The organism is Spiroplasma endosymbiont of Thecophora atra (assembly GCF_964019735.1).
Classification (GTDB): domain Bacteria; phylum Bacillota_I; class Bacilli_A; order Mycoplasmatales; family VBWQ01; genus Spiroplasma_E; species Spiroplasma_E ixodetis_A.
The window spans coordinates 813,066-838,443 of the sequence record NZ_OZ026464.1; the positions used below are offsets into that span (position 1 = coordinate 813,066).

Genomic DNA, 25,378 nt, shown 5'->3' on the forward strand with positions numbered 1-25,378 from the left:
ATTTAATTAGATTTTAACCTTCATCAATAATACTTGAAGTTGGTTTAATATTATTAATAGGTGAGTGAATTTTTGCTTTATGTTTATTAAAAATAAAATCATATACTTCAGAATAAAATTCAACTGAAACAATATTTAATTTTTTCTTTACTTCTTCTGGAATATCTTCTAAGTCTTTTATATTAGCTTTTGGAATTAAAATTGTTTTTAGTCCACTACGATGAGCAGAAATTGATTTTTCTTTTAATCCACCAATTGGTAATACATGACCACGAAGTGTAATTTCACCTGTCATACCAATATCTTTTGATACAGGTCTACTTGTCAGAGCAGAAATAATTGCAGTTGTTAAAGTAATACCAGCACTTGGACCATCCTTTGGCACTGCTCCTTCAGGAACATGGATATGAATATCATGTTCTGCAAAGAAAGTATCAGGAATATTGAAAGTAATAGCATTTGCTTTAATATAATCTAAAGCAATAGTAGCAGATTCTTTCATAACTTCACCTAATTTACCAGTTAATACTAAATTACCTTTTCCTTTAAAGTAGTTTACTTCAATTGGTAAGATATCACCACCATATTGAGTATAAGCAAGACCAGTTACCACTCCAATTTGTGATTCATTTTCTTTTTTAGTATAATCGAAAATTTGTTTTCCTAAATAATCTTTAACATTATCAGCAACAATTTCTTCAGTACTAATTTTTTTATTCAAAAGTTTAACAATAAATTTACGAGCAATTTTATTTAATAATCTTTCTAATTGTCGAACACCTGATTCTCTTGTATAATATTTAATTATTTCTTCAATTGAATTTGGTTTAAATTTTAACATTTTATTATTTAAACCAGTAATTTCAATAACACGAGGAATTAAATATTTTTTTGCAATTTCAAGTTTTTCTAATTCTGTATATGAAGAAAGCTCAATAATTTCCATTCGATCTTTTAATGGTTCAGGGATACCTTCCATATAATTAGCTGTTGCTAGAAACATAACTTGTGATAAATCATAATTTTCTTCAATATAATGATCTGAAAAATTAGCATTTTGTTCAGGATCTAATACTTCTAACATAGCACTAGCTGGATCACCACGATAATCAGATGACATTTTATCAATTTCATCTAATAAAAATAATGGATTAATAACTTTAGCACGTTTCATACCTTGGATAATTCTTCCTGGCATCGCACCAATATAAGTTTTACGATGACCACGAATTTCAGATTCATCTTTAACTCCACCAAGTGAAACTTTAACGAAAGTACGCCCCATCGCTTCAGCAATTGATTTAGCTAAAGAAGTCTTACCAACACCAGGAGGACCAACTAAACAAATAATTTGCCCTGGCATTGCCTTAGCCATTTTTTTAACAGCAAGATATTCAATAATTCTTTCTTTAACTTTTTCTAAACCATAGTGATATTTATCAAGAATTTTTTTTGCATTAATTAAATCAAATTTTTCTTCACTTTTTTGAAATCAAGGTAAAGTCATCATTCAATCAATGTATGTACGAATTATATTTGATTCACTTGAAGCTTGTGGCATATCTTCATAACGACTAATTTCTTCTTTAACACGAGTTTTGATTGCTTCAGGAAACTCTTCTGTTTCTAAACGTTCTAAATAACGTTTCATTTCATTAGACTTACCATCAATTTCGCCTAATTCTTCTTTAATAGCACGCAATCTTTCTCGTAAATAATATTCACGTTGTTGTTCATCAATACGATCTTTAATTTTAGCTGTTAAATCCTTTTCAATAGCACCAACTTGTTTTTGACTACCAACATCTTTCAATAATAAATCTAAACGTTTATTAATATCAATTTCTTGTAAAATTTCTTGGCGTTTATTGATAGTTAAAAATGGTAAAAATTGAGCCATTTTATCAATAATTTCACTAGCTTTCATTCCATCGGTGATTTGACTAATTACACCTTGTGGAATTGAACCATGAACATCTAAAATCTGTTGTAAATTATTTACAATTCTTTGGATCAACTCTTCTTCTAATGATTTTGAAACATTAGGACTAACTAAAGTTTCAGCATCTCCTGTATAAAATTTATCATCATAAAACTTAGAAACTTTAACTCTTTGTTGTCCATAAAAAGATATGGTAAGTGTACCATCATTATGACTTTTTTGAATTTGCACTTTACACAAAGTACCATGATTGTAGACTTCACTTAATTGAGGATTATCTACTTTTGGATCCTTTTGCGAAACTAAAATAATTTCTGAATTAAACTTAGCTACCGATTCATTAATTGCCGCTACTGATTTATGTCTGCCAACTTCTAGTTCTATTTCAACTGTTGGGAAAACAAAACTTCCTCTTGTTACTAGTACTGGAATATTAGTAATATTTTTTATCTTCATTGTCTCACCTCAAATAATGTATTAACTGGATTATAATATAAAAAATTAGCACTTGCAATACTTAATTGCTAAAATATCTAATTTTTGATTTATACTATACTATTACAGCAGCACTTATTAATTCATATTTAATTTATACTAGTAGTATTTTATTACATTTATTTTTTTTTTGATAATTTTTACTTTTTGAAAAAAAAATAAACGATAAAATAACCTAATTATTAAATTGGTAATTAGGTTATATAATAATTATCAAATTAAATTAATTAAGCACTTGTTGTTTGCTTTTGGTTTTTACCATTACTTTCTCATAATAAATCAAAGGCTTTATTATGTTTTAGGGTAGTAGTCACTAAACTTAAATCTTTAATATTTGCTTTAACTTCTTCAATGCTTATTTTAAATTGGTCGGCAAATGTTGTTAATTGTTTTTGAACTTCTTCTTCGGTAATTTCTATTTTTTCTTGTTTAATAATTTCTTCAATAACTAAAAAATTCTGAAGTTGCATAATTGCATCCTTTTTTATTTCATTAATAATTTCTTCATGAGATAAACCGGTTGCTGCCATATAGTTTTCAATTGTAAAGTTTTGATTAGCTAATTGTTTTTTAAATTCATTTTCTAAACGTTCAGTTTCATTTTTAACAGCAAAATTTGGAATTATTATTTTTGAATCTTTAACAATTTTAGCAATAAGTTCTTCCATAAATTGTTCCTTAATTGTCATTGTTTTTTGTACTTCAATTTGTTTTTTAATATTTTCTAATAATTGTTCAGTAGTAGTAACATCTGGAATGTTAACATCTTTTACTAATTCTTCTAAATCTTCATTAATAACTTTTGTTTTTATTTCGTTTAATTCAATTTCAAATTGTAATAATTGACCTTTTAAATTTGGAACATGATAATCTTCTGGGAAAGTTACTTCAATAGTTTTTTTAGATTTAGATTCCATACCGATCATTCCTTCTTCAAAACCAGGAATAAATTTACCAGAACCAATTTCTAATTCCATATTTTTAGCTTCACCGCCAGGGAATTTTTTACCTTCTAAAAAACCAGTAAAATTAAAAACTGCAGTATCACCTTTTTCTAATTTTCCTTTTTCTTTTGGATTAAAAATAGCAAAACGATCTTGTAATAGTTTAATTTGAGTATCAATTTCTTCTTGATTAACAGTTGCTACAGGTTTTACTATATCAATACCACGATATTTACCAATAGTAATTTCTGCTGGTAAATCAAATACAAACATTATTTCACACTCTTTAATAGTAGATTTTTCCACATTAACTTCGGGTTGATTAGTAGGCATTAAGTTAGGTTTTTGTTTTAAGACAAAATCATAAGCAATAGTAATAACTGCTTTAGTTGCTGTTTGTAAAGTTTGTTCTTCAGTTACGTGTTTTTTAGCCATTTTAGTAGGAACTTTTCCTTTACGAAATCCAGGAATTTCTACTTGTGCAATCAATTTATTTTCAGCTTTTGCCAATTGATCTTTTCAAGTTTTAGCATCAATGGTAACATGTCATTTTCCAAGACCATTTTTTTCATCTTTTATAATATTTAATATCATTTTTCAAATCTCTCCTTATGTAATTTGTTGTTGAATCATAATACTTAAGTATTTTTTTATTAAAGTAGTAGTAGTTTTAAATTTTTTAGCACTTTCTACCAATTTTACACTAATAAATTGGAAACTACAAGCACGAATATACAAAGCAGCTGCTAATGCTGCTGCTTGATTTTTATTAGGTAATGTTGGAAACAAATTCTCAAAATAACTATCCAATAAAAACAAGCAAATACCATAAATACCTGGATTATCAATATGAACTTCATCTTCAAATATTTTTGTAATCTTTAAATAAACGAGTGATTCTTGTCATTGTGTTATTTTTTTTGGATTAATTTTAAATGTATCATGACCTTTTATTACTTCTATTTCTTCATCAATACCTTGATTATTTAATATAAATAATAGTTGCGTTTTATTTATATTATTTATATTATTTATATTTTTATTTGTAAGATAAATCTTAATTGTTGGCAAAATTAACCTAGCATTATGACTTTGTAAATAATAAAATGCCATCGGATGAAGATCTTCATCAAATGGATTCATTAATACATGACTTATTCTCTCTAAATTTCACTCATGACTTTCATTTTTACTATTTAATCTAATATGAGTAGTAATATTATGATGTAACTCTTGTAATGTAACTTCATGATGAATAGGAATATAAGGCATCTCTAATTCATGTTTGACCAACTTCATTGCTTGATCTCATTTATTTTCACTAATGAGGTGGTTAATTTTACCAATAATGTCTTGATAATAATTGTCATGATTTATCATTATTTAGTTAAACCTTCTTAGTATTTTAAAATTTAATGGCGCCCACGAGAAGATTCGAACTTCTGACCCCCGCCTTAGAAGGGCGGTGCTCTATCCACTGAGCTACGTGGGCATAACATTTACCATAAGTAATCTTAACTTGTTTGATTAAAAAATGCAATTATTAATTGGCTACTTTTCAATAAAATAATAATAATATATTTAATATTATTTTGATATTTCATTATGTACCTTTAAGTAATATTTTTTTAAAAAAAATAAAATATTTTCATTTTTTTATATTATAATATTTTTTGTAATTTAATAATTGTTCATTTCTAATATAGAAATAATTTCTATATTAGGATTTTTATTAAATTAAATATTGAAAAAGAAAAGGAAGAAAAGTATTATGCCTAGTGAAATAAGTACAAAAAGAAAAGTAATTGCTGGTGTCACAATAACTACAGGAACATTAACAACAACTGCAGGAATAACAACAGCTTGTGTTGCTGCAGCACCTATGACTGGTGGTGCTTCATTATTACCAGTTGCTATTGGTACAATTGCTGTTGGTACAACTTTAATAGCTGGTGGAATGGCTACTACTACAAATTTTGGAAGAAAAGAATCAAGAATTAACAAATTTTTAAGAACAAATCCTACTATCCCCACAGTAAGAGTATCAAAAGCAAATATTACTCCTGATTACATTAAAGTATCTAATGAACTAGCAAATTCATCAAAAGAACCAGTTATGAGAACCAGAAGTTTAACAGTAACTTCTGTCTAAAAAAAACAAATTATATATTCATTTAAAAAATATTAAATTATAATTCATAAAATGCATAATATAACAAAAATAATTAATTTATATTATAATTATTTTTTAATTTAATAAATGTTCATACCTAATATAGAAATTATTTCTATATTAGGATTTTTATTAAATTAAATTTAAATGAAAAGGACAAAGATTAAAAGATATGTCTACAGAAAATCAAATATTATTTAGCAAATCAGAACTTAAAGGACTTACTAAAACACAAATACAATCATTTACAAACACTATCAATAAACAAGAAATTGATAAATTTATTTTAAGTATCATTAAAGAAAATGATAATAATGGGTTACCAATTTGAAGACAATTATTGCAACTATTAAGCCCATATCAAGTTTCAACAATTAATTCCAACTTAATTCCCTTATTTACAAAAAATAATTTACTGCTTTATGCTTTTTCAAAAAAACAAATGAAAGCACTTACAAAAATACAAATACAAGCATTTACAACAGAACAAATAAAAAATTTCAGTTATAATAAGTTTTCATTACTAGAAAAAGGAATAAGAAAAGCATTAAAAACAATTAATAATCAATTAACAATAGAATATGATTTTTATGAATTTAAATTTCAAATTGAATCATTAACTCCAAAACAATTAGAATGATTTACTTCTAATCAAAAGGCAGCATTTACCAAAGAACAAAAAAAATCTTTTAATAAACCATCTATACAAACAAGAAATCAACAATTAAATTCAAATTTTAATGTTAATAATATAAATGCTATTTTTGAAACCGAAACATTACCTAAAACAAATAATCCAATAACACTTTCATGATAAAAAGTAATGCCTAAATATTAGGCATTACTTTTTATTGTAATTAAATTATTTTGTTTTTATTTTTTTTATAGCTAAAATTTCATACTTTTTTTATATAAGAATAAGAATAAGAATTTTAATTAAGTTATAATTAAAATATGAAATTTGATTAAACATTAGAATAATGATTTAATATATTTTAATTAAAATATAGTTATTATTGTTAATTATTTAGTATTAAGAGAGGGAAAAATATATGAACCAAGATTTGCAAAAACTTTTCCATGAAATGGATTTTAATGATGTTAATAATGAATTTAATCATGCCACTATTAAAAAAGTACAATATTTTCATCATAATCAACAAGTAATAATTACCATCAACTTACCTAATTTTCTAACAACTACTACTTTAAAAAGTTTTGAACAACATTTTGAAAAATTACCTGTTTCGAATATTAATGTCGATTTTAATGTTTCTCTTACTGCTGATGAATCAACTGTATTAACATATTTTCATTATATTAAAACTCATAAATTGCAACTATTAGCTGGCATTTATTATTCTTTACCCGACTCAGCAATTAATTATAAAAATAATATTATTACCATTACTATTCATAATAGTATTGAAGAGAAATTAATAACTAATGAATTTTTACAATTTATTAATTACTTTCAACAATATGGTTTTAAAAAAATTCAATTAAAAACTAAAATAAATAAAGCAGAGCAACCATTTATTAGTTATGAAAATGAATCTAAAACAGAAATTAGCAAAATTACCAACAATTTAAAAACTAAAATTACTAAAAATAATGTAAGTAAAAATTTTAGTACCACTACTTATCGCAAAAAAGCAAAAATTAATTTAGAAATAACAGACCCAACTCATAGTATTAAAGATATCATTGGCGACAAACCCAATATTATTATTAGTGGTAAAGTTTTTAAAATTAATAAATTTTTAACCAAAACTCAAAAATGATTTTATTCATTTTGAATTACTGATTATAGCGATGCAATTACTTGCAAAGCATTTATTAATAGCGATCAACCAGATGAGAAATTTGATAATATTAAAGTTGATGATTGAATAAAAATTAATGCTAATAGTCGTTATGATAATTATAGTAAAGAACAAGTACTATGAATTGATGATTTAATTATCGATTTAAATAATAAAAATGCTAACAATAATGATGATGCTAAAACTAAAAGAATTGAATTTCATACTCATACTAAAATGAGTGCTATGGATGGTATTACTTCAGCAAGTGATTATATCAATCAAGTAACTAAATGAGGACACCAAGCAATTGGTTTTACTGATCACTTAAATGTACAAGCATACCCAGATATTGCTAATGCTGCTAAAAAACATCCAAACTTAAAAGTAATGTATGGTGTTGAAATGGATTTAATCCCCAATAATATTAGTATTACTAAAAATAATATTAATACATCATTATTAGATTTAGAATACATTGTTCTTGACTTAGAAACAACTGGTTTATCAACCAATTATCACGAAATTATTGAATTTGGTTATACAATTGTTAAAGACAATATGATTTTAAAACAAGATACAATTTTAATTAAACCAAATAATCCCATACCTGAACATATTACTGAACTTACTAATATTACCAATGTTATGCTAAAAGATAAACAAACATTACAACAAATATTGCCAACAATTATTGAAATAATTGGTAATAAAACAATAGTTGCTCATAATGCTAACTTTGACTTTGTTTTTTTACAAGCAGCAATGAAACAATTGGGTTTCATGCCTTTAAATAATCCTGTCATTGATACTTTGCAATTATCTAGAGCAATTCTACCACAACTAAAATATTATCGATTAGGTACTATTTGTCGTACTTATGGCATTAAATATGATGATGAAATTGCTCACCGTGCTGATTATGATGCTAATGTATTAGCACAAGTATTTTTAAAAATGTTACAACAATTAAAAACAGAATTTAATTGTATTAATTTACAAGAAATTAATAACTTAATTAATGAACAAATTAATTATAAACTTCGTGGTGAACATATTACTATTTTTGCAAAAAATCAATTAGGTTTAAAAGATTTATATCAATTAGTTTCACTATCTCATACAAAGTATTTTTATAAAACACCAAAAATCATATCAGAAGCAATTAATGAAAATAGAAAAGAATTATTAATTGGTAGTAGTTGTATAAATGGTGCTGTTTTTGAAACAGCATTAAATAAAAGTGAAGAAGAACTAATTAAAATAATGAAGTGATTTGATTTTATTGAAATCCAACCACCTGCTGTTTATAAACACTTAATACAGTTAGGAAATATTACTAAAGAACAATTACATGATACTATTAAAAAAATTATTAATAATGCCCTTAAATTAAATAAATTAGTAATTGCTACTAGCGATGCCCACTATTTACATTTCCATGAAAAAATATATCGTGATGTTATTATTAATAGCAAAGCAATTGGTGGTTTATTGCACCCATTATTTGATCGTAAAGGTAAAGTTACATCATATCCTGATCAACATTTAAGAACTACTAATCAAATGTTAACAGAATTTAATTTTTTAGATGACCCTAATTTAATTAATGATATTGTTATTAATAATCCTTTGCAATTAGCTAAACAATTTGAAATGATTAAACCAATCAAAGATGGCTTATTTACACCAAGTATTGTTAATGTTGATACTAAATTACGTAATCTTTGTTATGAACAAGCATGAAATCGTTACGGTAATCCATTACCAACATATGTAGAAAAACGTTTAACTCGTGAATTAGATGCAATTATTACTCATGGTTTTGCTGTTGTTTATTGAATTGCACACAAATTAGTAGAAAAATCTTTGCAAGATGGTTATCTTGTTGGTAGTCGTGGCTCAGTTGGTTCATCTTTAGTAGCTACTTTTGCTAACATTACTGAGGTTAACCCACTACAACCACACTATTTATGTCCACAATGTAAAACTAGTGAATTTATTAGTAATGGTTCTTATAAGTGTGGTTATGATTTACCAAAAAAAATGTGTTCACAATGCAATATTGATTTAAATACTGATGGTCATGATATTCCTTTTGAAACATTCTTAGGATTTGATGGTGATAAAACACCTGATATTGATTTAAACTTTTCTGGTGAATATCAAAATAAAGCTCATGATTTTACTAAAGAAATGTTTGGTGAAGAAAATGTTTTTCGTGCCGGAACAATTTCAACAATTGCCAATAAAACAGCTTATGGTTATGTTAAAGCTTATGCAGAAAAAATTGGTCAATCAGATATGCGTGCAGCAAAACTAGAGTTACTAAGTCAAGGATGTGTTGGTATTAAAAGAACAACTGGTCAACATCCTGGTGGTATTATTGTTGTACCAAAAGAATATAATATTAATGATTTTACACCAATCAATTTTCCAGCTGATGATACTAGTTCTACATGAAAAACTACCCACTTTGATTTTAATGCTATTCATGATAATTTATTAAAATTAGATATTCTAGGTCATGTTGATCCAACAGCATTAAAAATGTTAGAAAATTTAACTGGTATTGATCCAAAAACAATTCCTAATCAAGATGAAAAAGTTTTATCATTATTTTCTAATTTAAATTCCTTAAATATTACTAGTGATGATTTACTTGGCGAAAAAACAGGAGCAATTGGTATCCCTGAATTTGGTACTGGTTTTGTTCGTAAAATGTTAAGTGATACATTACCTACTTCATTTTCTGAATTAGTACAAATATCTGGTTTATCACATGGTACTGACGTTTGATTAAATAATGCTGATGAATTAATTTCACAACAAGGTTTAAAACTAAAAGATGTAATCGGTTGTCGTGATGATATTATGACTTATTTAGTATATCAAGGCTTACCAGCAAAAATTGCTTTTAATATTATGGAAGATGTCCGTAAAGGAAAAGGCATTAAACAAGAATATGAAAAGTTAATGCAAGAAAAGAAAGTTCCTAATTGATACATTCAATCTTGCAAAAAAATTAAATATATGTTTCCTAAAGCACACGCTACTGCTTATGTATTAATGGCATGAAGAGTAGCTTGATTTAAAGTTTATTATCCACATGAATATTATGCTACTTATTTTACAACAAGATGCGAAATTTTTGATATTAAAACTATGTTACAAGGTATTGGTGCTATTACTAATAAATTAAAAGATATTAATAACAGATTAAGAAAAAATGATGGTCAAAAAAATACAGTTACTACTAAAGAAAAAGATTTAATCCCATTATTAGAAGTGGCATTAGAAATGAATGCTAGAAATATTAAATTTAGCAATATTAGTTTAGAACATTCTGATGCTAAACTTTTTCAAGTTAAAGTAATAAATGGTGAAAAACAAATTTTACCACCATTTATTACTTTAGATGGATTGGGTGAAATTGTGGCTAATTCAATTGTTAAAGCAAGGAGTGAACAAGCAATTACTTCAAAAAATGATTTACAACTACGAACTAATATTACTAAAACTAATTATCAACTATTAAATGAGTTAGGAGTATTAGAACATTTAGAAGAAAATACACAATTAATGTTAGAATTATAATACAAAGAAAAAAGAAAAGATGTGGGATTATTATGTATAAATTAAGTAACAAAGCCAACTTTTATATACGTTTATCTGCATTAATAATGATAATTTTATTTTTAATTATTGATTTAATTAGTGCAATATATTATCCAATGGAAAAATTTGAACATTTAGGATATGGTGAACGAGTAAGTAACTACTATGCTTTTTTTACTACTGAGAGTAATTATATGGTTGTTATTTATTTTTGTGTTTATTTATTTGATTCTTATTTTCGTAGTACTAAACCAAGTTTTCAAACTCGATTAGCAGTAACTGTTTATATTACTATTACGATGTTAGTATTTTGAATAGGTATTTTCACTGCTGAGCAAGATCCAAAACAATACAGTGCTTATAATTGAATTGCAACATTAATTTTACACTTATTAATGCCAATAATTATGATTACTAGCTTTATTGTTACGTCAGGTCATCAATATATTAATATGAAACAACAACATAAAATATATTTATGATTAATTGTTATTTATCCAGCAATTTATTGTATTGTTATTCTAATTAGAGGTCATTTACGTTATTTAGATTTTATAGAAACTGGTCATCCACCAAGAGATACATGATATCCATATTTTTTCTTTGATTATTCAAATGGCGAATATGGATGATTAATCGCTGCTACTGCTGTTGTTTTTGTTTTTGGTTTAGTTTTCAGTTTACAATATTTTTATATTTGAATTAATAACTTAATGTTCAAACGTTATCAAACTTCTGAACATCGTTTATATGATTTTTATCAAAAAATATTACGTCAACTTAATAAAAAAAAGAAAAGCAAAATTAAAAAGAAAAGAAAAAAGTAAAAATTTAAAACATATCTTATATTCCTTACATGATAAATATTATTGATATAATTAAATAAAAAAGAAAAGTTAGGTGATTGTAATTGAAAATTAACTTGAAAATAATGTTAAAACATGCACAAATTAACAAATACGCAATCCCAAGTTTTAACTTTGATAATTTAGAAATGTTAATTGCAATTACTAATGCAGCCGAAAAACAAAAAGCACCAATATGTTTAATGATAACACCTAACACTATTAATTGTATTGATTTAAAATATGTACTTGCTATTATTAATAATGTTATTAATCGTGCAAAAGTACCAATTTTTTTACAACTAGACCACTGTCTTGATCCACACTTTATTAAAACTAAAATTACATCTGATTTTAGTTCAGTTATGTTAAATTACAGTAACTATACAATTAAAGAAAATATTGAAAAAACTAAAGATATTGTTCATTTTGCTGCTCCTTTGGGTATTATTGTTGAATCAGAGATTTTTTACAATAATACAAAAGGAGATATTACTAATGATATTAATTTAATTGAACAAGCAATATTATTTAGAAATAAAACTAATATTAATTGTCTTGTATTTACTGCTATCAATAGTCATCATCAAGATAATAGACAAGATTTAAAAATTTCTCTAATTAAAGAAATTGCTATTAAAATGCCTGAAATTTTTTTAGTATTACATGATAATATTACTATTAATGATGAACAATTAACTCTAGCAATTAAAGCTGGTATTACTAAAGTTAATATTAGTAGTGATTTAAGAAAGATTTACGTTGAAAGTCTAAAAAAAAGTTTGCAAACTAATTCTAATTTATCTAATCTTAATACATTAACAGAAAATGCAATGATAGCTATTCAGAAATTTGTTGAAGAAAAAATAATTCTCTTAGGAGCAAATAATCGATATAAATTTTAGTTTTTATACTTATAAAGTATATTTCAAAATAAAATAAAAAGTGAACAATATTGTTCACTTAAAATAGTAACTATTTTATTTTTTAAAATATAAATAATTAAGAAAATTACTCAAAACTTTTTCATTCAAATTTATTATCCTATTTATAATAAGATTTTATTATAAAGTAAAGATTAAAAAAATATATCTTTAATAGTAATAGCAATAAAGATAACTAAAAATAATATAGCTCCAGCAATACTGACAATAATTTTATATTTTTCATTTAATTTTTTTCTTGTTACCGCTTCAACTGCATTTTCAACAAATTTATAACCATCCAATGGCGGAATTGGTAACATATTTAATAAAAATAAATTAGATGATAATAATGCTGCTCAACGAAAATATGTACTTGCTGCTTGTGTTGATGATAAATCAGGATTTAAAAAACTATTAGTTGATTTAACAATACCAACAGGTCCTGATAAATTTTGTCAATGAAAAGTAACTAATTGTCCCAATACTTGTAAAAGACTGTAACTATCTTTAAAAGTATCAATGATACCATTACTAATAACTTGACCTGCATTTAAATAATAACTACCTTGACTAACACCAATGAATAGCACCCCTTTTTGTTCTACAGGTTTAAAAGTAACAGTTTTATCATTTTTATTATCAAAAGTAATTTTGTAGTCAGCAATAACTGTACCATTAGTAGTCTTTTTATTATATTTACTTAATCATGCTTCTAAATCATAATATGATTTAATTGATTGTTTAGATTCAATATCACCAGTATTATAAATACTAGTAATAGCATCAGTATCTAAAATTTTAAAAGTTGGATTATGTTCATTATATTCTTTAACTGCTTCATATAATGGTCCTGTTGTTGCATAAGTTGGTGGCAAATTAGGATCATATTTATGTGGATAAATTCCATATCCAATCATTAATAAAATAAAAGTTAATAATAAATTCATTAGTGCACCTGCACTAATGAAAGCTGCTTTTTTACCACGTTGCAAGTTTTCCATCATTCGTTTACCATCAATTACTTCATCTTCTCGTCCTTTAGGAGCATCAGCAATTTCTGAAGCAATAGAAACATAACCACCCAATGGTAATAGTCTTAAAGTATAACGTGTTTCTTTTTTACCTCACTGCAAAAGTTTTGGTCCCATACCAATAGCAAATTCATATACATATGCTCCTGATAATTTAGCAATTACAAAATGAGCAAATTCATGCAAGGTAATTAAAAATAATATTGTAAATAAACCAATTAAAATGGCTAAAAATATATACATAACTTCATCCTTAAATTTTATATATTAAGCAATAGCTGCTAGAGTAATTAGAGAACCAAAAATAACTACTGTTGAAAATGAATCTAAACGATCTAATAATCCTCCATGTCCAGGTAAAATATTTGAAAAATCCTTAACATGATAATTACGTTTCAAATAAGAAAATAATAAATCACCCATTTGACTAACGATTGAAAGAATAAAACTAGTAGCAAAATAAGCAATATAGATTGGTACTTTACTATTAACTTCTAAAAAAGGCAATGGATTATAATTACTTGTTTCTAAAAAAACAGTTACTGTTATCATACTTAAAATAACTGCTGTTATTAAACCAGTAATAGCACCTTCTCAATTTTTATTTGGTGATATACTTGGTGCCATTTTTGTTTTACCATAAATTATACCACCAATAAAAGCACCAACATCATTAGACATAACAATAATGAATAAAAACAATAATGTTGGTCATCCTAGTTTTGAAAGTTTAATTTCTGATAACATTAAAAAATTAACAGCTTTAACAACAAATACTAAATAAATAATTCAAGTAAAAATAAAAATAACATCACTTAATTGAAAATTTTTACTTCGTCAAGCAATTAAAATAAAAATACAAATGAAAAATAATAAAGTTAATAAAGTCATTCAAGTTTCAAATCAATAATGATTATAAATATATGGACCAAAAGTTTCTTTACCAAGCGGAACTCATAAAAGTATGACTCCTGTTAAAATTATAGAAATTTTAAGTACAATTGATCAATTTGATTCTTTTTTTAAATTAATAATTTCTCATAAACAACCAATAAAAATTAAAGTATTAATTATCATAAATGTATAGGCTGATCACTGTGGTTTATTACCAAAAATTGGTTCTAAATAAACTGCCCCAATAAACATTCATAATACACCACAAGCAATTAAAATAAAGCTTGTAAGAATACGATTTCGATAGGTTCTAAAAAAATTACTAAGTTTTGCAAAAAAAGAAACTTTAGATTTTATATTTTCTTTATTTATTATCTTTTTTTTCACAATATTTAACCCCTAACTTTTTATTGCTTTATTGCTAAATTTTCATTAAATCGGCTTTTTTATTGTTTTCTATTAATACAAGTTCTTTAATTTTACTATCAGTTAAATCTTGAATTGTAGTTTCTGCATGCTTTTCTTGATCTTCTGGTAATTTTATTTTTTTCAGATTTTGAACAGCATCACGTCGACAATTACGGATTTTAACTTTATATTCTTCAGTTTTTTTACTCAAATCTTTAACTAAAGATTTACGAACGTCTTCTGTTAATTGTGGGAAAATTAAACGTATATTCTCTGCTTCGCTTTTAATTTGTAATTTCAAATCAGCTTTTGTAACAGCTTCTGTAATGTCTTTAATTAAACTGCGATCATATGGTTTAATTAATAATTGATGTGCTTCTGCTACTTTAACTTGCGCAATATTACTTAAACTATCAACACCACCATAACATTTAACATTAACTCCTTCTAAGATATTAGGATTAGCTCTTCCGGTGCGAATTTTGTTAATTTCATTTTTATAACGTAAAATTATTTCATTCATCAGATTTGTGGCTTCTAAAATAATAACTTCCATATTTGTTTTCCTCCTAGTTAATAATTTTAAGTTGTTTTTAAATCAAACTATAAAAATTATATAATAATTTTTATTAAAACCAATGGAAAACTATTTAAAAAAATAAAAAACATCATTAATTAATGATGTTTTTTATTAATATCTTTGGATTTTATTTTCATCATTGTTTAAATCAACTAATATAAAAATACCACCAATAATACCTAATGCAACACCAAAGATAATTCCTAATATTGCTAAAGCAATTTTTTGATCAGTAGTCGCTTCACCTTTACTTACTTTTTTGTATAAAATAAAAGCGGGTATTGTTCATAATAAAGGAATTATAAATATTGATTCTAAAATAAAAACAATAAATATTAATATACTTCCTGCTTTTAACATATTTTTTCTCCTTCTTTAATTTTTATAATTAATAATATCACTTAATAAAATTGAAAGATACAATTGTGTCCTCATTTAAAGTTTATTTTTTTAACTTATCAATGTTATAAATTTAATTTCTTCTGATTTCAAATGTCTAATTATTAATAATTTTCATTTGTATTAATAGTAACAAAAAAATATGATAATTAACAATAACTGTCATTATATTTTTTAAAATATTTAATGATTTAAACAGTTGGTGGTATACCACAATCTATTCTAGGTAAAAGATGCACATCACCAAAATATATTGCTAAATAAACTTTTAAATTTCTAAAATTTCCTGTTACTAATGGACCATCAGCAACTCTAGCATGGAACTGAGTACTAACATTTGTATTCAATATTTGAACTAGAGAATCAAATTGTTTTTGTTTACTTTCTGAATTTATTACTAATTTAAAATCAGCAACAGACTCACCTTGTTTAAATCCTTGCGCAGCAGTTAATTTTAAACTATTTTTATCACTAATAAGTTTAGTAATAACTATCTTTGAAATATTTAATCCATTATTTTTAGCAGTATTGATAGTATAAAATTTTACTACACTATCATCATCTTTGCTTATAATATCAATTTGACAAGTACCAGCAAGAACTTTAAAATCAGTTCCTGTATTATTTTCTTCAGTTTTACCCGTTTCAGTACTTGTAATTTTTGCAGATAAGGTAGTAATTTTTTTAACATCATCAGGTGAATATTCTTCATTTTCACTACCACTTGTAATTCCTAACTCTTTCAAAAATGTTGCAGCATCAGCATCTTTTGCTTGATTTGGATTTCTAATTTCGTTTACGTTTAATAAACTATTTTTAAAATTAGTCATCATAATTTTTGTGTCATCAGCCTCAATTGAATACTTCTCTTTACCGGTAGTTTCATCCTTCTTTAATTCTTGATTAATTAAACTTGTATTTTTGTCACTATATCATCCTAATAATTTTGCATATTTACCATTTAATATTGGTCCTTTTGCTTCAAAATCACAGGCAACAATTGAACTTGCTACAGTTGTAATTAAAGCAGTAGCAGCCATTAAACGTAATAATGTTTTTATATTTTTCATATAATATTTTCTCCCCTTTTAGATAATTTTCTAAAAAAAATTATTTTCTGCTATTTATTATTCTTAAATTGAAATTATTTTTATAATTTTAATAAATTAATAAAATTTTTTAAGTGATAAAAAAGATTGCAATTGCAATCTTTTAAAATATATTTAAGCTTGTGGAGTTCCAAAATCTAGAGTATTTGTAACTTTTACTTCTCCAAATTTTACGGTTAAGTATACTTTTTGAGCTGTATACTTAAGTATCGCTGTTTGACCTTGAGCATCAGAAGTTCAAACTAATGATACTTTATCTTTACTAAATAAGTTAACTAAAGAATTATATAGATTTTTTTCTTTAGAATTCTCAGTTTTTCAAGGTAAAGACTTAAGTACATCTTTGCCTTGTTCAAATCCATTAGCTTTAGTTAAATCCAATTTTGCTGATTGTACAAGCGTATCTACTTGAGCAGGAACACCTAATGTATCTTTCTTAAGAGTACTAATAGTATATTTTTTTACAGATTTGGCATCATCTCCAGTTGCCTTATCCATAATATTAATTTGGCAAGTACCAGCTGCAACTTTAAAATCAGTTGTACCAACAGCTTCAATTTTACCTGCTTCAGTACTTTCAACTTTTGCAGATAAAGCAGTAATAGATGTAACTTCTTCAACTTTATAAAAAGCAGTAGTGCTACCAGATGTAAATCCTAAATCTTTTAAAAATACTGCAGCATCAGCATCTTTTGCTTTAAATTTGTTAGCATCAGCACCGTCACCTGCTTTTAATAATTTTTCGTTAAATTTAGTTGTTGTAATTTTTGTACTATCAGTAGCAACAATAGCAATTGAATAATTTTCTTTACCAACAGCACTTTCATCCTTTTTTAGTTCTTGATTAATTGTACTTGTATTTTCATCACTATATCATCCTAATAATTTTGCATATTTGCCATTCAATGCTGGCGCTTTTGTTTGAGTTCCACATGCAACAACTGAACTTGCTGCAACTGTTGTTAAAGCAGCAGCACCCATTAGTCGTAGTAATGTTTTCATGTTTCTCATATTGTTTTTCCCCCTTAGATAATTTTTCTGAAAAATATAAACTATTTTCTGTTCATAATTATACATTCTTTTTTATTTGGTGTTTTTTTTATAATATTTTTCATTATTAAGTGTTATTTTGCTTTTTTAAAAAAAATAATTTCAAAAATGTTAGGATTAAATTGTTCATTAACTGAACATTCTTATTATTTTTTATATATACTCTACAGTACTTCCAAGATTATTGAGTAATATAATGTAAAAAGACCTGAAAATTTTTCAGGTTTTTTTATATTTAAAAATTAAGAACAGAAAATAAAAATACATTTTTTTAATTAAAATTTCAACGACAGAAGATTATTAGAAAAATTAATTTATTAAATTTTGTTCGCTTATAACTGTGTTTTTAATAGTCTAATTGTTCTTTATGAATTTGAATGTTTTCTGGATTATTATTATTTAAAATAATTTGATTCATTATATTTCTTTGACTATTAGAAGAAGAAGTACATTTTCCTGAATTTTCTTCAATTTTATTTTTAATATATTCAGATAATTCAAATAAATTTAATGCTTTCTCATTTATTTTTAAGTTACTATTTTCAGTAATTTGTAAATTATTTTGAACAAATACTACAAGGCTAAAAAATTTAAATTGTTTTAAATTAATGTTTTCTTTTTTTAAAAGATACAGAATAGTTCTAACATGACTTCTATTTTGATAAAGAGGTGATGGAATAAATTCTTGTCTTTCACCATGATATTGGATTCAGTTTTTTTTAAAATAATCTCCATAAGTTTTTAAAGATCAATTTTTAGTCTCAATTATAAAAATACAACTATTTAAAATTAATAAATGATCAATTTGATTAATTTTTCCCTCAATAGATTGTAAATATAAATTGTTAAATAATTGTAAATCTTCTTCATTAAACATACTTATTATTTTTTCTTTAACAATTAATTCACCTTTAATACCTAACGTATTATTTAAATTATCATTATATTGATAAGGATGTTCAAAATTTTTTAAATTTGGATAAATTTTTTCATAATTTTTAATTCGATTTTCTAATTCTATTATTTGATAAGAATATTCTATTTCTTTACTTTTTTCTAAATTAAAATAATTTTTTTTATATTTTAAATATTTATTTGTCAATATAATAGTAGTTAAAATTGAAACAATAATTATAGAAAATATAATAATTATAGTTATTCAAACATTATTAACAATTCATTTTTCTAAACCTTTAAATAATGACTTAATCAAAAATATAATAGTGATAATAATTATTAATGAAATAAAAACTACAATACTAATATTTTCATTCTTTTTCTTATTTTTACTCATAATATTTACTCCAAATTTTTATTATTTAATAAAATTTAATAAATAAATCTTAACATTTTTACTAATGTTTGAAAATATTTTAAAAAAATGTCTAATCTTTGATAAGCAGAATATATAGGAAATTAATATCAATATAAGAACAAATTAGTATTGAAAATCGATTTAGTTCCCCTTGATTTTAAAAAAATAGAAACTTTAAAATGAATGTTATATCTTTCAATGATAATAGAACAAAAACAATTACGACTATATAAATAATTATATTTAATCAATTTAAAACTTGAAAATTACCATTAATATAATGAAAGATATTTCTACAATATAATCTACGATAATAAAACTCTATCCTTTAATAAATTTCTATTGTTTTCAAATTAATAATATTGTATAATGAACAATGAATTAGAATTATAGCAAGACAGCTACCAGCTGTCTTTATTATTTCTAGTGTAATATATTTTTTTTATTTAAGTATATTTTCATTTTGAAATAAATCTATTTCAAATACTATTAAATAATAAACAACAATGTTTATAAAAAACAAGGAGGAGAAAAAGTGGACAAAGAAATTAGTCAAATCATTTTAAATGCCATAAATGAAATTGCTGAAGAAAAACAAATAGCAAAAGAAGATATCATTGAAGCTTTAAAAGAAGGACTAAAAAAAGCATATGAATATCAAAGTCATCGTGATGATAGTACAAATATCAGAATTGAAATTGATCAAAATAAAGGTACTATTAAAATTTTAAAGGATTTAATTGTTGTTCCAAAAGTTGAAGATCCTGAATTAGAAATTGCACTTTCAACTATTAAAACAAAGAATCCTGGCTTAACAATTGGTGATACATATACGCAAATAATTCCTAGTGATCAATTCTCTCGTTTATCAATTTTTAAAGCCATTCAAGTAGTTAAACAATCAATTCGTGAAGCAGAAAAAACATCAATTTATGATGAATTTATTGATAAAAAAGATCACATATTAATTGGTACTATTGAAAGTGTTGAAGAAACTTATATGTTAATTAAAATTGGTAGAGCCTATGCTTTCTTACCAAAACAAAATCAAATCCCTAGTGAGATCTTACCAAAAAATAAACCAATCGCTAATAATACTTATATCAAATTTTATGTTGAAGATATTATTAAAAATAAAAACTATGGTCAAATTTTAGCATCAAGAACTCACGTTAATTTTTTACGTTGTTTACTAGAATTAGAAGTTCCTGAAATCGCACAAGGTGTAATCGAAGTTAAAGATATTGCTCGTATTCCTGGAATTAGAGCTAAGGTTGCAATTGTTAGTCATGATCCAAGCATTGATGGTATTGGTGCATGTATTGGCCCAAAAGGCGAAAGAACAAAACTAATTACGCAAGAATTAAGTGGCGAAAAAATTGACATTATTGCCTGAAATCCTAATATAAAAGAATATATAATTAACGCTTTAACACCAGCTAAAGTTATTTCAATTGATATTAATGAAGAAGAACAACAAGCAAATATTATTGTTCCTACTGAACAATTATCATTAGCTATTGGTAAAAATGGTATGGCTGCTAAATTAGTTGCCGGTGTAACTCACTGAAATATTAATATTACTTCATTAGAACAAGCAAAAGAAAATAATATTAAATTTACTTGAAATGGTAATATTAAAGAAAGTGAATATGAAAAGTTTATATCTGAATTATTAAAAAAAACACAATGAAAAAATAAAAATCAATAAACAATAAAGTAGGTCGTTATGAATAAAATACCTTTAATTCAACGTAAAAAAATACCAATGCGTAAATGTATAGTTACAAATACTATTTTACCTAAACGTGAATTAATTAGAATTGTTATTAATAAAGAAGGACAATTATTCATTGATAAAACTGGCAAACAAAATGGTCGAGGTGCCTACATCCAACCTAAACTTGAATTAATACCTTTGCTTATTAAAAATAAGGCATTAGAACGAGCATTAAAAACAAAAATTCCAAATGAATTTTATGAACAATTAATTAATGAAATTAAAAAAAATTGAGATTAATTTTCCCAAGCGAAAGGCGGGATGCAAATGGCAAAAAAACGAATATCTCAACAAACACAAAATATTAATCAACAACTAAAACAAAAAACATCTCAAATTAATGAAAAAGGAGTATTTTTATATAACGAACCATTAACTATTTCAGAATTTGCTAAAGCATTGCATCATCCAGTAACTGACATTATTAAATACTTCATGAAACAAGGCAAACTATTTAATCAAAATCAAATATTAACTCAAGAATTAATGCTTGAACTTTGTTTAGAATGAAATATTGATTTTGAAAAAGCTAAAGTGGTAACATATGAAAACTTATTAGAAAATATTAATCTCGAAGATGATAAAAAAAATTTAGTAACTCGACCACCTGTTGTTACAATTATGGGCCACGTTGATCATGGAAAAACAACACTATTAGATACTATCCGTAATTCTAAAGTTACTAATCAAGAACACGGTGGTATTACTCAACATATTGGTGCTTATCAAATTAAAACTAATAATAAATTAATTACTTTTATTGATACCCCAGGTCACGAAGCATTTACTGAAATGCGTTCACGTGGTTCTAAAATTACTGATATTGTTGTTTTAGTAGTTGCTGGTGATGATGGTGTGATGCCACAAACTCGTGAAGCAATTGACCATGCAAAAGTAGCTGGTGTTTCAATTATTGTTTTTGTTAATAAAATGGATAAACCAAATGTTAATACTGATCGCATTATGAATGAACTAGCTAATTGTGATTTAACTAGTGAAGAATGAGGTGGCGATACTATTTTTGTTTATGGTAGTGCTTTAAAAAATCAAGGAATTGATGAATTATTAGAAGCAATATTAGTAATTGCTGAATTAAAAGAACTAAATGCTAATCCAAATCGATTTGCTAATGGAACTGTTATCGAATCTCATCATGATAAAAATGTTGGTTCAATTTGTACTTTATTAATACAAGGTGGAACACTAAAAGTTACTGATATTGTAGTTGCGGGTAGTGTTAAAGGAAAAATTAAACGCCTTATTAATGATACTGGTAAAATAATTACTAAAGCCGGACCTTCAATGCCTGTTCAAGTTTTAGGATTTGAAACAGCCCCTACTCCTGGTGAATCTTTTATTGTTTTTAATGATGATAAATTAGCAAGAAAAGTAGCACTAGTACGACAAACAGAAGAAACAAATAAAATTAGAAATAATCGACAAATTAGTTTAGGTAATTTAACACAAGATGTTGCTACAGGTGAATTAAAACAAATTAATGTTATTTTACGAGCAGATACTCAAGGTTCAGTGCAAGCAATCGTTCAAGCAGTAAATAAAATTAATGTTAATGATATTACTGTTAAGTTTATTAGAGCAACTATTGGTGGTATTAGTGAATCAGATATTAAACTTGCTCAAACTTCAGGAAGTATTATTTATGGTTTCAATGTTCGCCCCAATCATGTTATTCGTGAAGCTGCTAACAATGCCGGTGTTGAAATTAGATTACATAATATCATTTATAAAATAACTGAAGAATTAGAATTGGCTGCTAAAGGTTTATTAGAACCAACTTATGAAGATAAAATTCTTGGTCAAGCACGAGTTATTAAAACTTTTCATTTTTCAAAAGTAGGAACAATTGCTGGTTGTGTTGTCATTAATGGTTTCATTCAACGTAATAGCAAAGTTCATATCATTCGTGATGATGTTGTTATTTATAACGGTGAAATCAGTGGTTTAAAACATGAAAAAAATGATTTAAAAATTGCTAAAAAAGAAACTCAATGCGGTATTACTATTAAAAATAGTAATGACTTAAAAGAAAATGATATTATTGAATCATATTTAGTAGAAGAAGTGGAGACAAAATAGGATGTCTATCATTAAATTTGAACAACAAGAAAGTTTCTTAAAAAAAGAAATTACTAATATATTAAAAAAAGAATCAAAAAATATTCTTTTCAAAGATATCACTATTACTAATGTAAAAATAACAAAAGATAACAGTTATGCTACCATTTATTGAACAGTTTACTTAGATAATTTAGATATTAAAACCATTAGTACTGCTTTAGAAAAAGCTAAAGGTTTTTGTCGAAGCGCACTTGCTAAAACAAGTAATAAATATAAAGTTCCAGAATTACGCTTTAAATATGATAATACCAACACTAGAGTTAAAAACATTGAAGAAATATTAAAAAATATCAAAAATAATAATTCTTCAAATGAATAAAAAAAATAAAATTATTAGTATAATAAAAAAAGGAATCATCAATAAAATAAGGGAATTATTCAGTAGCTACTAAGTAAGAAAGGAAAGCTACTATTAATGGCACAAAAAATTTATTCAACACTAAATAGTGATGATTTTTATGTTATTCCTGAATTTTTAGAACATCAACAATGTTGAATGGTATGACCAGAAAGAACCGATAATTGAAGATTAGGCGCTAAACCAGCACAAGAAAAAATAAGTAAACTTGCTAATATTATTAGTGAACATGAACATGTAAATATGATTGTTAGTAAAAATCAATTTAATAATGCTAGAAATTTATTAAATAAAAATATTACAATTATCGAAATGTCTACTAATGATTGCTTTATTCGTGATTATGGTCCAATCTTTCTTCAAAATAAAGAAACAAAGAATATTAGAGGCTTAAAATTTAATTTTAATGCTTGAGGTGGAGAAATAGTAGGTATTTATTCACCTTGAAATGATGATGATATGATAGCATACAAAATATTTGAACTACAAAAAATTGATTACTATTTTCTACCAATCATTTTAGAATCTAGCATGATTATGTTAGATGGTGAAGGTACTTGTTTTACTAGTTATGAAGGTATTTTATGTCAAGAACGTAATCCTAATTTATCACAAGAGCAAATAGAAATGTATTTAAAAGACTATCTAAATGTTGTAAATATTATTTGAATACCTTATGGATTACCATATGACGAAACCAAAGGAAGATTAGATAATATCATGTGTATAGTTGATAGTAATACTATTTTATTAAGTTGAACAGAAAATACTATTGATGATCGTTATCTTGCTGTTAAAAAGTGTTGAGATGTATTATCAAAATCAATAAATGCTCATGGCAAAAAATATAAAATTATAAAAATTCCTTTACCAAAAAATGACGTTCGTAATAGTGATGATATTAAAATGATTGATTTTAACATTTATCATAATCGTATCCTAGCAAATCAAAAACTTGTCACTAGTTATCTTAACTTATATATAAGTAACAAAGTTGTTATTATTCCTACTTTCAATGATGAAGAAAGTGAAACTAAACTTCTAGATATTTTATCAAAAACAAATGTATTTAATAATAAACAAATTGTTTTATTTGATGCTAGAGAACTTATTCTTGGTAAAAGTGGCATTCATAGTTTAATTTGTCATCAACCAGCTTTAATATCTACTACATAATTTTATAAAGTTTTATCTTATTCTTTATCTTTAAATTAAAAAAATTAACTAGTTAAAACTTAATTATTTTAACTAATTATTTCTATTTAAAAAATATAAAATTTATTAAATTTAATTTAAATTTTTAAAGATACTAAAACTAGAAAATAACTTTCAATCCTAATATAAATAAAACTCTAGTAAATATTATAAATTCTTTTTAGTTTCATTTTTCTTTCTATACTGTTCTTCTCGCATCTTCATCTTGTTTTCTATTTTTTTACATTCTTCTCTTCATTTCTTTGCTTCTTCTCCATGTTTTTTTCTTCTTCTATTCTTTTTTTATCCATAATAACACTCCTTTCAAATATAAAATTTTAAATTATTTTTTTCTAACTCTTAAAAAATATCT

The 25,378-nt window shown here is 24.8% G+C and carries 20 protein-coding genes and 1 tRNA gene; 10 read left to right on the forward strand and 11 right to left on the reverse strand.

The features are described 5' to 3' along the window. Positions 1-13: 13 nt before the first annotated feature. The 4 genes from lon to AACL05_RS04650 all read right to left on the reverse strand — a co-directional run bounded on the left by lon (position 14) and on the right by AACL05_RS04650 (position 4,873). Complete coding sequence (gene lon / locus AACL05_RS04635; protein WP_338960188.1) at positions 14-2,398, reverse strand: endopeptidase La; 2,385 nt, start codon at positions 2,396-2,398, stop codon at positions 14-16. A 266-nt stretch (positions 2,399-2,664) separates the two neighbouring features. Continuing rightward, positions 2,665-3,975 carry a trigger factor gene (gene tig / locus AACL05_RS04640; protein WP_338960190.1) on the reverse strand — a complete coding sequence of 437 codons (1,311 nt, stop codon included), beginning with the start codon at positions 3,973-3,975 and terminating at the stop codon, positions 2,665-2,667. Between the two features lie 15 nt (positions 3,976-3,990). After that, complete coding sequence (locus AACL05_RS04645; protein WP_338960192.1) at positions 3,991-4,761, reverse strand: DUF3196 family protein; 771 nt, start codon at positions 4,759-4,761, stop codon at positions 3,991-3,993. Between the two features lie 36 nt (positions 4,762-4,797). Next, positions 4,798-4,873, reverse strand: a tRNA-Arg gene (locus AACL05_RS04650). Between the two features lie 279 nt (positions 4,874-5,152). Here AACL05_RS04650 and AACL05_RS04655 point away from each other — a divergent pair. The 5 genes from AACL05_RS04655 (at position 5,153) to AACL05_RS04675 (ending at position 12,727) form a co-directional block, all read left to right on the forward strand. Next, positions 5,153-5,533: a hypothetical protein gene (locus AACL05_RS04655; protein ID WP_338960194.1), complete on the forward strand. Its 381-nt coding sequence runs from the start codon at positions 5,153-5,155 to the stop codon at positions 5,531-5,533. Between the two features lie 193 nt (positions 5,534-5,726). Then, positions 5,727-6,371, forward strand: coding sequence for a hypothetical protein (locus AACL05_RS04660; RefSeq protein WP_338960196.1), 645 nt, complete (start codon positions 5,727-5,729; stop codon positions 6,369-6,371). A 235-nt stretch (positions 6,372-6,606) separates the two neighbouring features. Further along, the gene (locus tag AACL05_RS04665) at positions 6,607-10,956 is read left to right on the forward strand and encodes a PolC-type DNA polymerase III (RefSeq protein ID WP_338960198.1); all 4,350 of its coding nucleotides are present in this window, start codon (positions 6,607-6,609) and stop codon (positions 10,954-10,956) included. Between the two features lie 86 nt (positions 10,957-11,042). Then, complete coding sequence (locus AACL05_RS04670; RefSeq protein WP_338985775.1) at positions 11,043-11,804, forward strand: Pr6Pr family membrane protein; 762 nt, start codon at positions 11,043-11,045, stop codon at positions 11,802-11,804. Positions 11,805-11,887: 83 nt separating this feature from the next. Beyond that, the gene (locus tag AACL05_RS04675) at positions 11,888-12,727 is read left to right on the forward strand and encodes a class II fructose-bisphosphate aldolase (protein ID WP_338960202.1); all 840 of its coding nucleotides are present in this window, start codon (positions 11,888-11,890) and stop codon (positions 12,725-12,727) included. A gap of 173 nt (positions 12,728-12,900) precedes the next feature. Here the strand turns inward: AACL05_RS04675 and AACL05_RS04680 are convergent, their stop codons facing one another. The 7 genes from AACL05_RS04680 to AACL05_RS04710 form a co-directional block, all read right to left on the reverse strand. Beyond that, positions 12,901-14,022 carry a site-2 protease family protein gene (locus AACL05_RS04680; protein WP_338985778.1) on the reverse strand — a complete coding sequence of 374 codons (1,122 nt, stop codon included), beginning with the start codon at positions 14,020-14,022 and terminating at the stop codon, positions 12,901-12,903. A gap of 24 nt (positions 14,023-14,046) precedes the next feature. Beyond that, a complete protein-coding gene (locus tag AACL05_RS04685) occupies positions 14,047-15,060 on the reverse strand; it encodes a phosphatidate cytidylyltransferase (protein ID WP_338985780.1) in 1,014 nt (337 codons plus the stop codon). Between the two features lie 34 nt (positions 15,061-15,094). Next, the gene (locus AACL05_RS04690; protein WP_338960208.1) at positions 15,095-15,637 is read right to left on the reverse strand and encodes a ribosome-recycling factor; all 543 of its coding nucleotides are present in this window, start codon (positions 15,635-15,637) and stop codon (positions 15,095-15,097) included. A gap of 135 nt (positions 15,638-15,772) precedes the next feature. Further along, on the reverse strand, positions 15,773-16,021 hold the full coding sequence (locus AACL05_RS04695; RefSeq protein ID WP_338960210.1) for a hypothetical protein: 249 nt from the start codon (positions 16,019-16,021) through the stop codon (positions 15,773-15,775). Between the two features lie 230 nt (positions 16,022-16,251). Continuing rightward, positions 16,252-17,130, reverse strand: coding sequence for a hypothetical protein (locus AACL05_RS04700; RefSeq protein WP_338960212.1), 879 nt, complete (start codon positions 17,128-17,130; stop codon positions 16,252-16,254). 153 nt (positions 17,131-17,283) lie between these two features. Then, positions 17,284-18,180: a hypothetical protein gene (locus AACL05_RS04705; RefSeq protein WP_338960214.1), complete on the reverse strand. Its 897-nt coding sequence runs from the start codon at positions 18,178-18,180 to the stop codon at positions 17,284-17,286. A gap of 385 nt (positions 18,181-18,565) precedes the next feature. Next, positions 18,566-19,513, reverse strand: coding sequence for a nuclease-related domain-containing protein (locus AACL05_RS04710; protein ID WP_338960216.1), 948 nt, complete (start codon positions 19,511-19,513; stop codon positions 18,566-18,568). Positions 19,514-20,069: 556 nt separating this feature from the next. On the opposite strand from AACL05_RS04710, the gene nusA reads away from it, so the two are divergent. The 5 genes from nusA (at position 20,070) to AACL05_RS04735 (ending at position 24,987) form a co-directional block, all read left to right on the forward strand. Then, complete coding sequence (nusA, locus tag AACL05_RS04715; RefSeq protein ID WP_338960218.1) at positions 20,070-21,245, forward strand: transcription termination factor NusA; 1,176 nt, start codon at positions 20,070-20,072, stop codon at positions 21,243-21,245. A gap of 18 nt (positions 21,246-21,263) precedes the next feature. After that, positions 21,264-21,554 carry an RNase P modulator RnpM gene (gene rnpM / locus AACL05_RS04720; RefSeq protein WP_338957115.1) on the forward strand — a complete coding sequence of 97 codons (291 nt, stop codon included), beginning with the start codon at positions 21,264-21,266 and terminating at the stop codon, positions 21,552-21,554. A gap of 27 nt (positions 21,555-21,581) precedes the next feature. Further along, positions 21,582-23,411, forward strand: coding sequence for a translation initiation factor IF-2 (gene infB / locus AACL05_RS04725; RefSeq protein WP_338960220.1), 1,830 nt, complete (start codon positions 21,582-21,584; stop codon positions 23,409-23,411). 1 nt (position 23,412) lies between these two features. After that, entirely contained in the window at positions 23,413-23,772 is a 360-nt protein-coding gene (gene rbfA, locus AACL05_RS04730) for a 30S ribosome-binding factor RbfA (RefSeq protein ID WP_281747920.1), read from the forward strand. Positions 23,773-23,868: 96 nt separating this feature from the next. Further along, positions 23,869-24,987 carry an agmatine deiminase family protein gene (locus tag AACL05_RS04735; RefSeq protein WP_338985782.1) on the forward strand — a complete coding sequence of 373 codons (1,119 nt, stop codon included), beginning with the start codon at positions 23,869-23,871 and terminating at the stop codon, positions 24,985-24,987. The last annotated feature ends 391 nt before the right edge of the window (positions 24,988-25,378 follow it).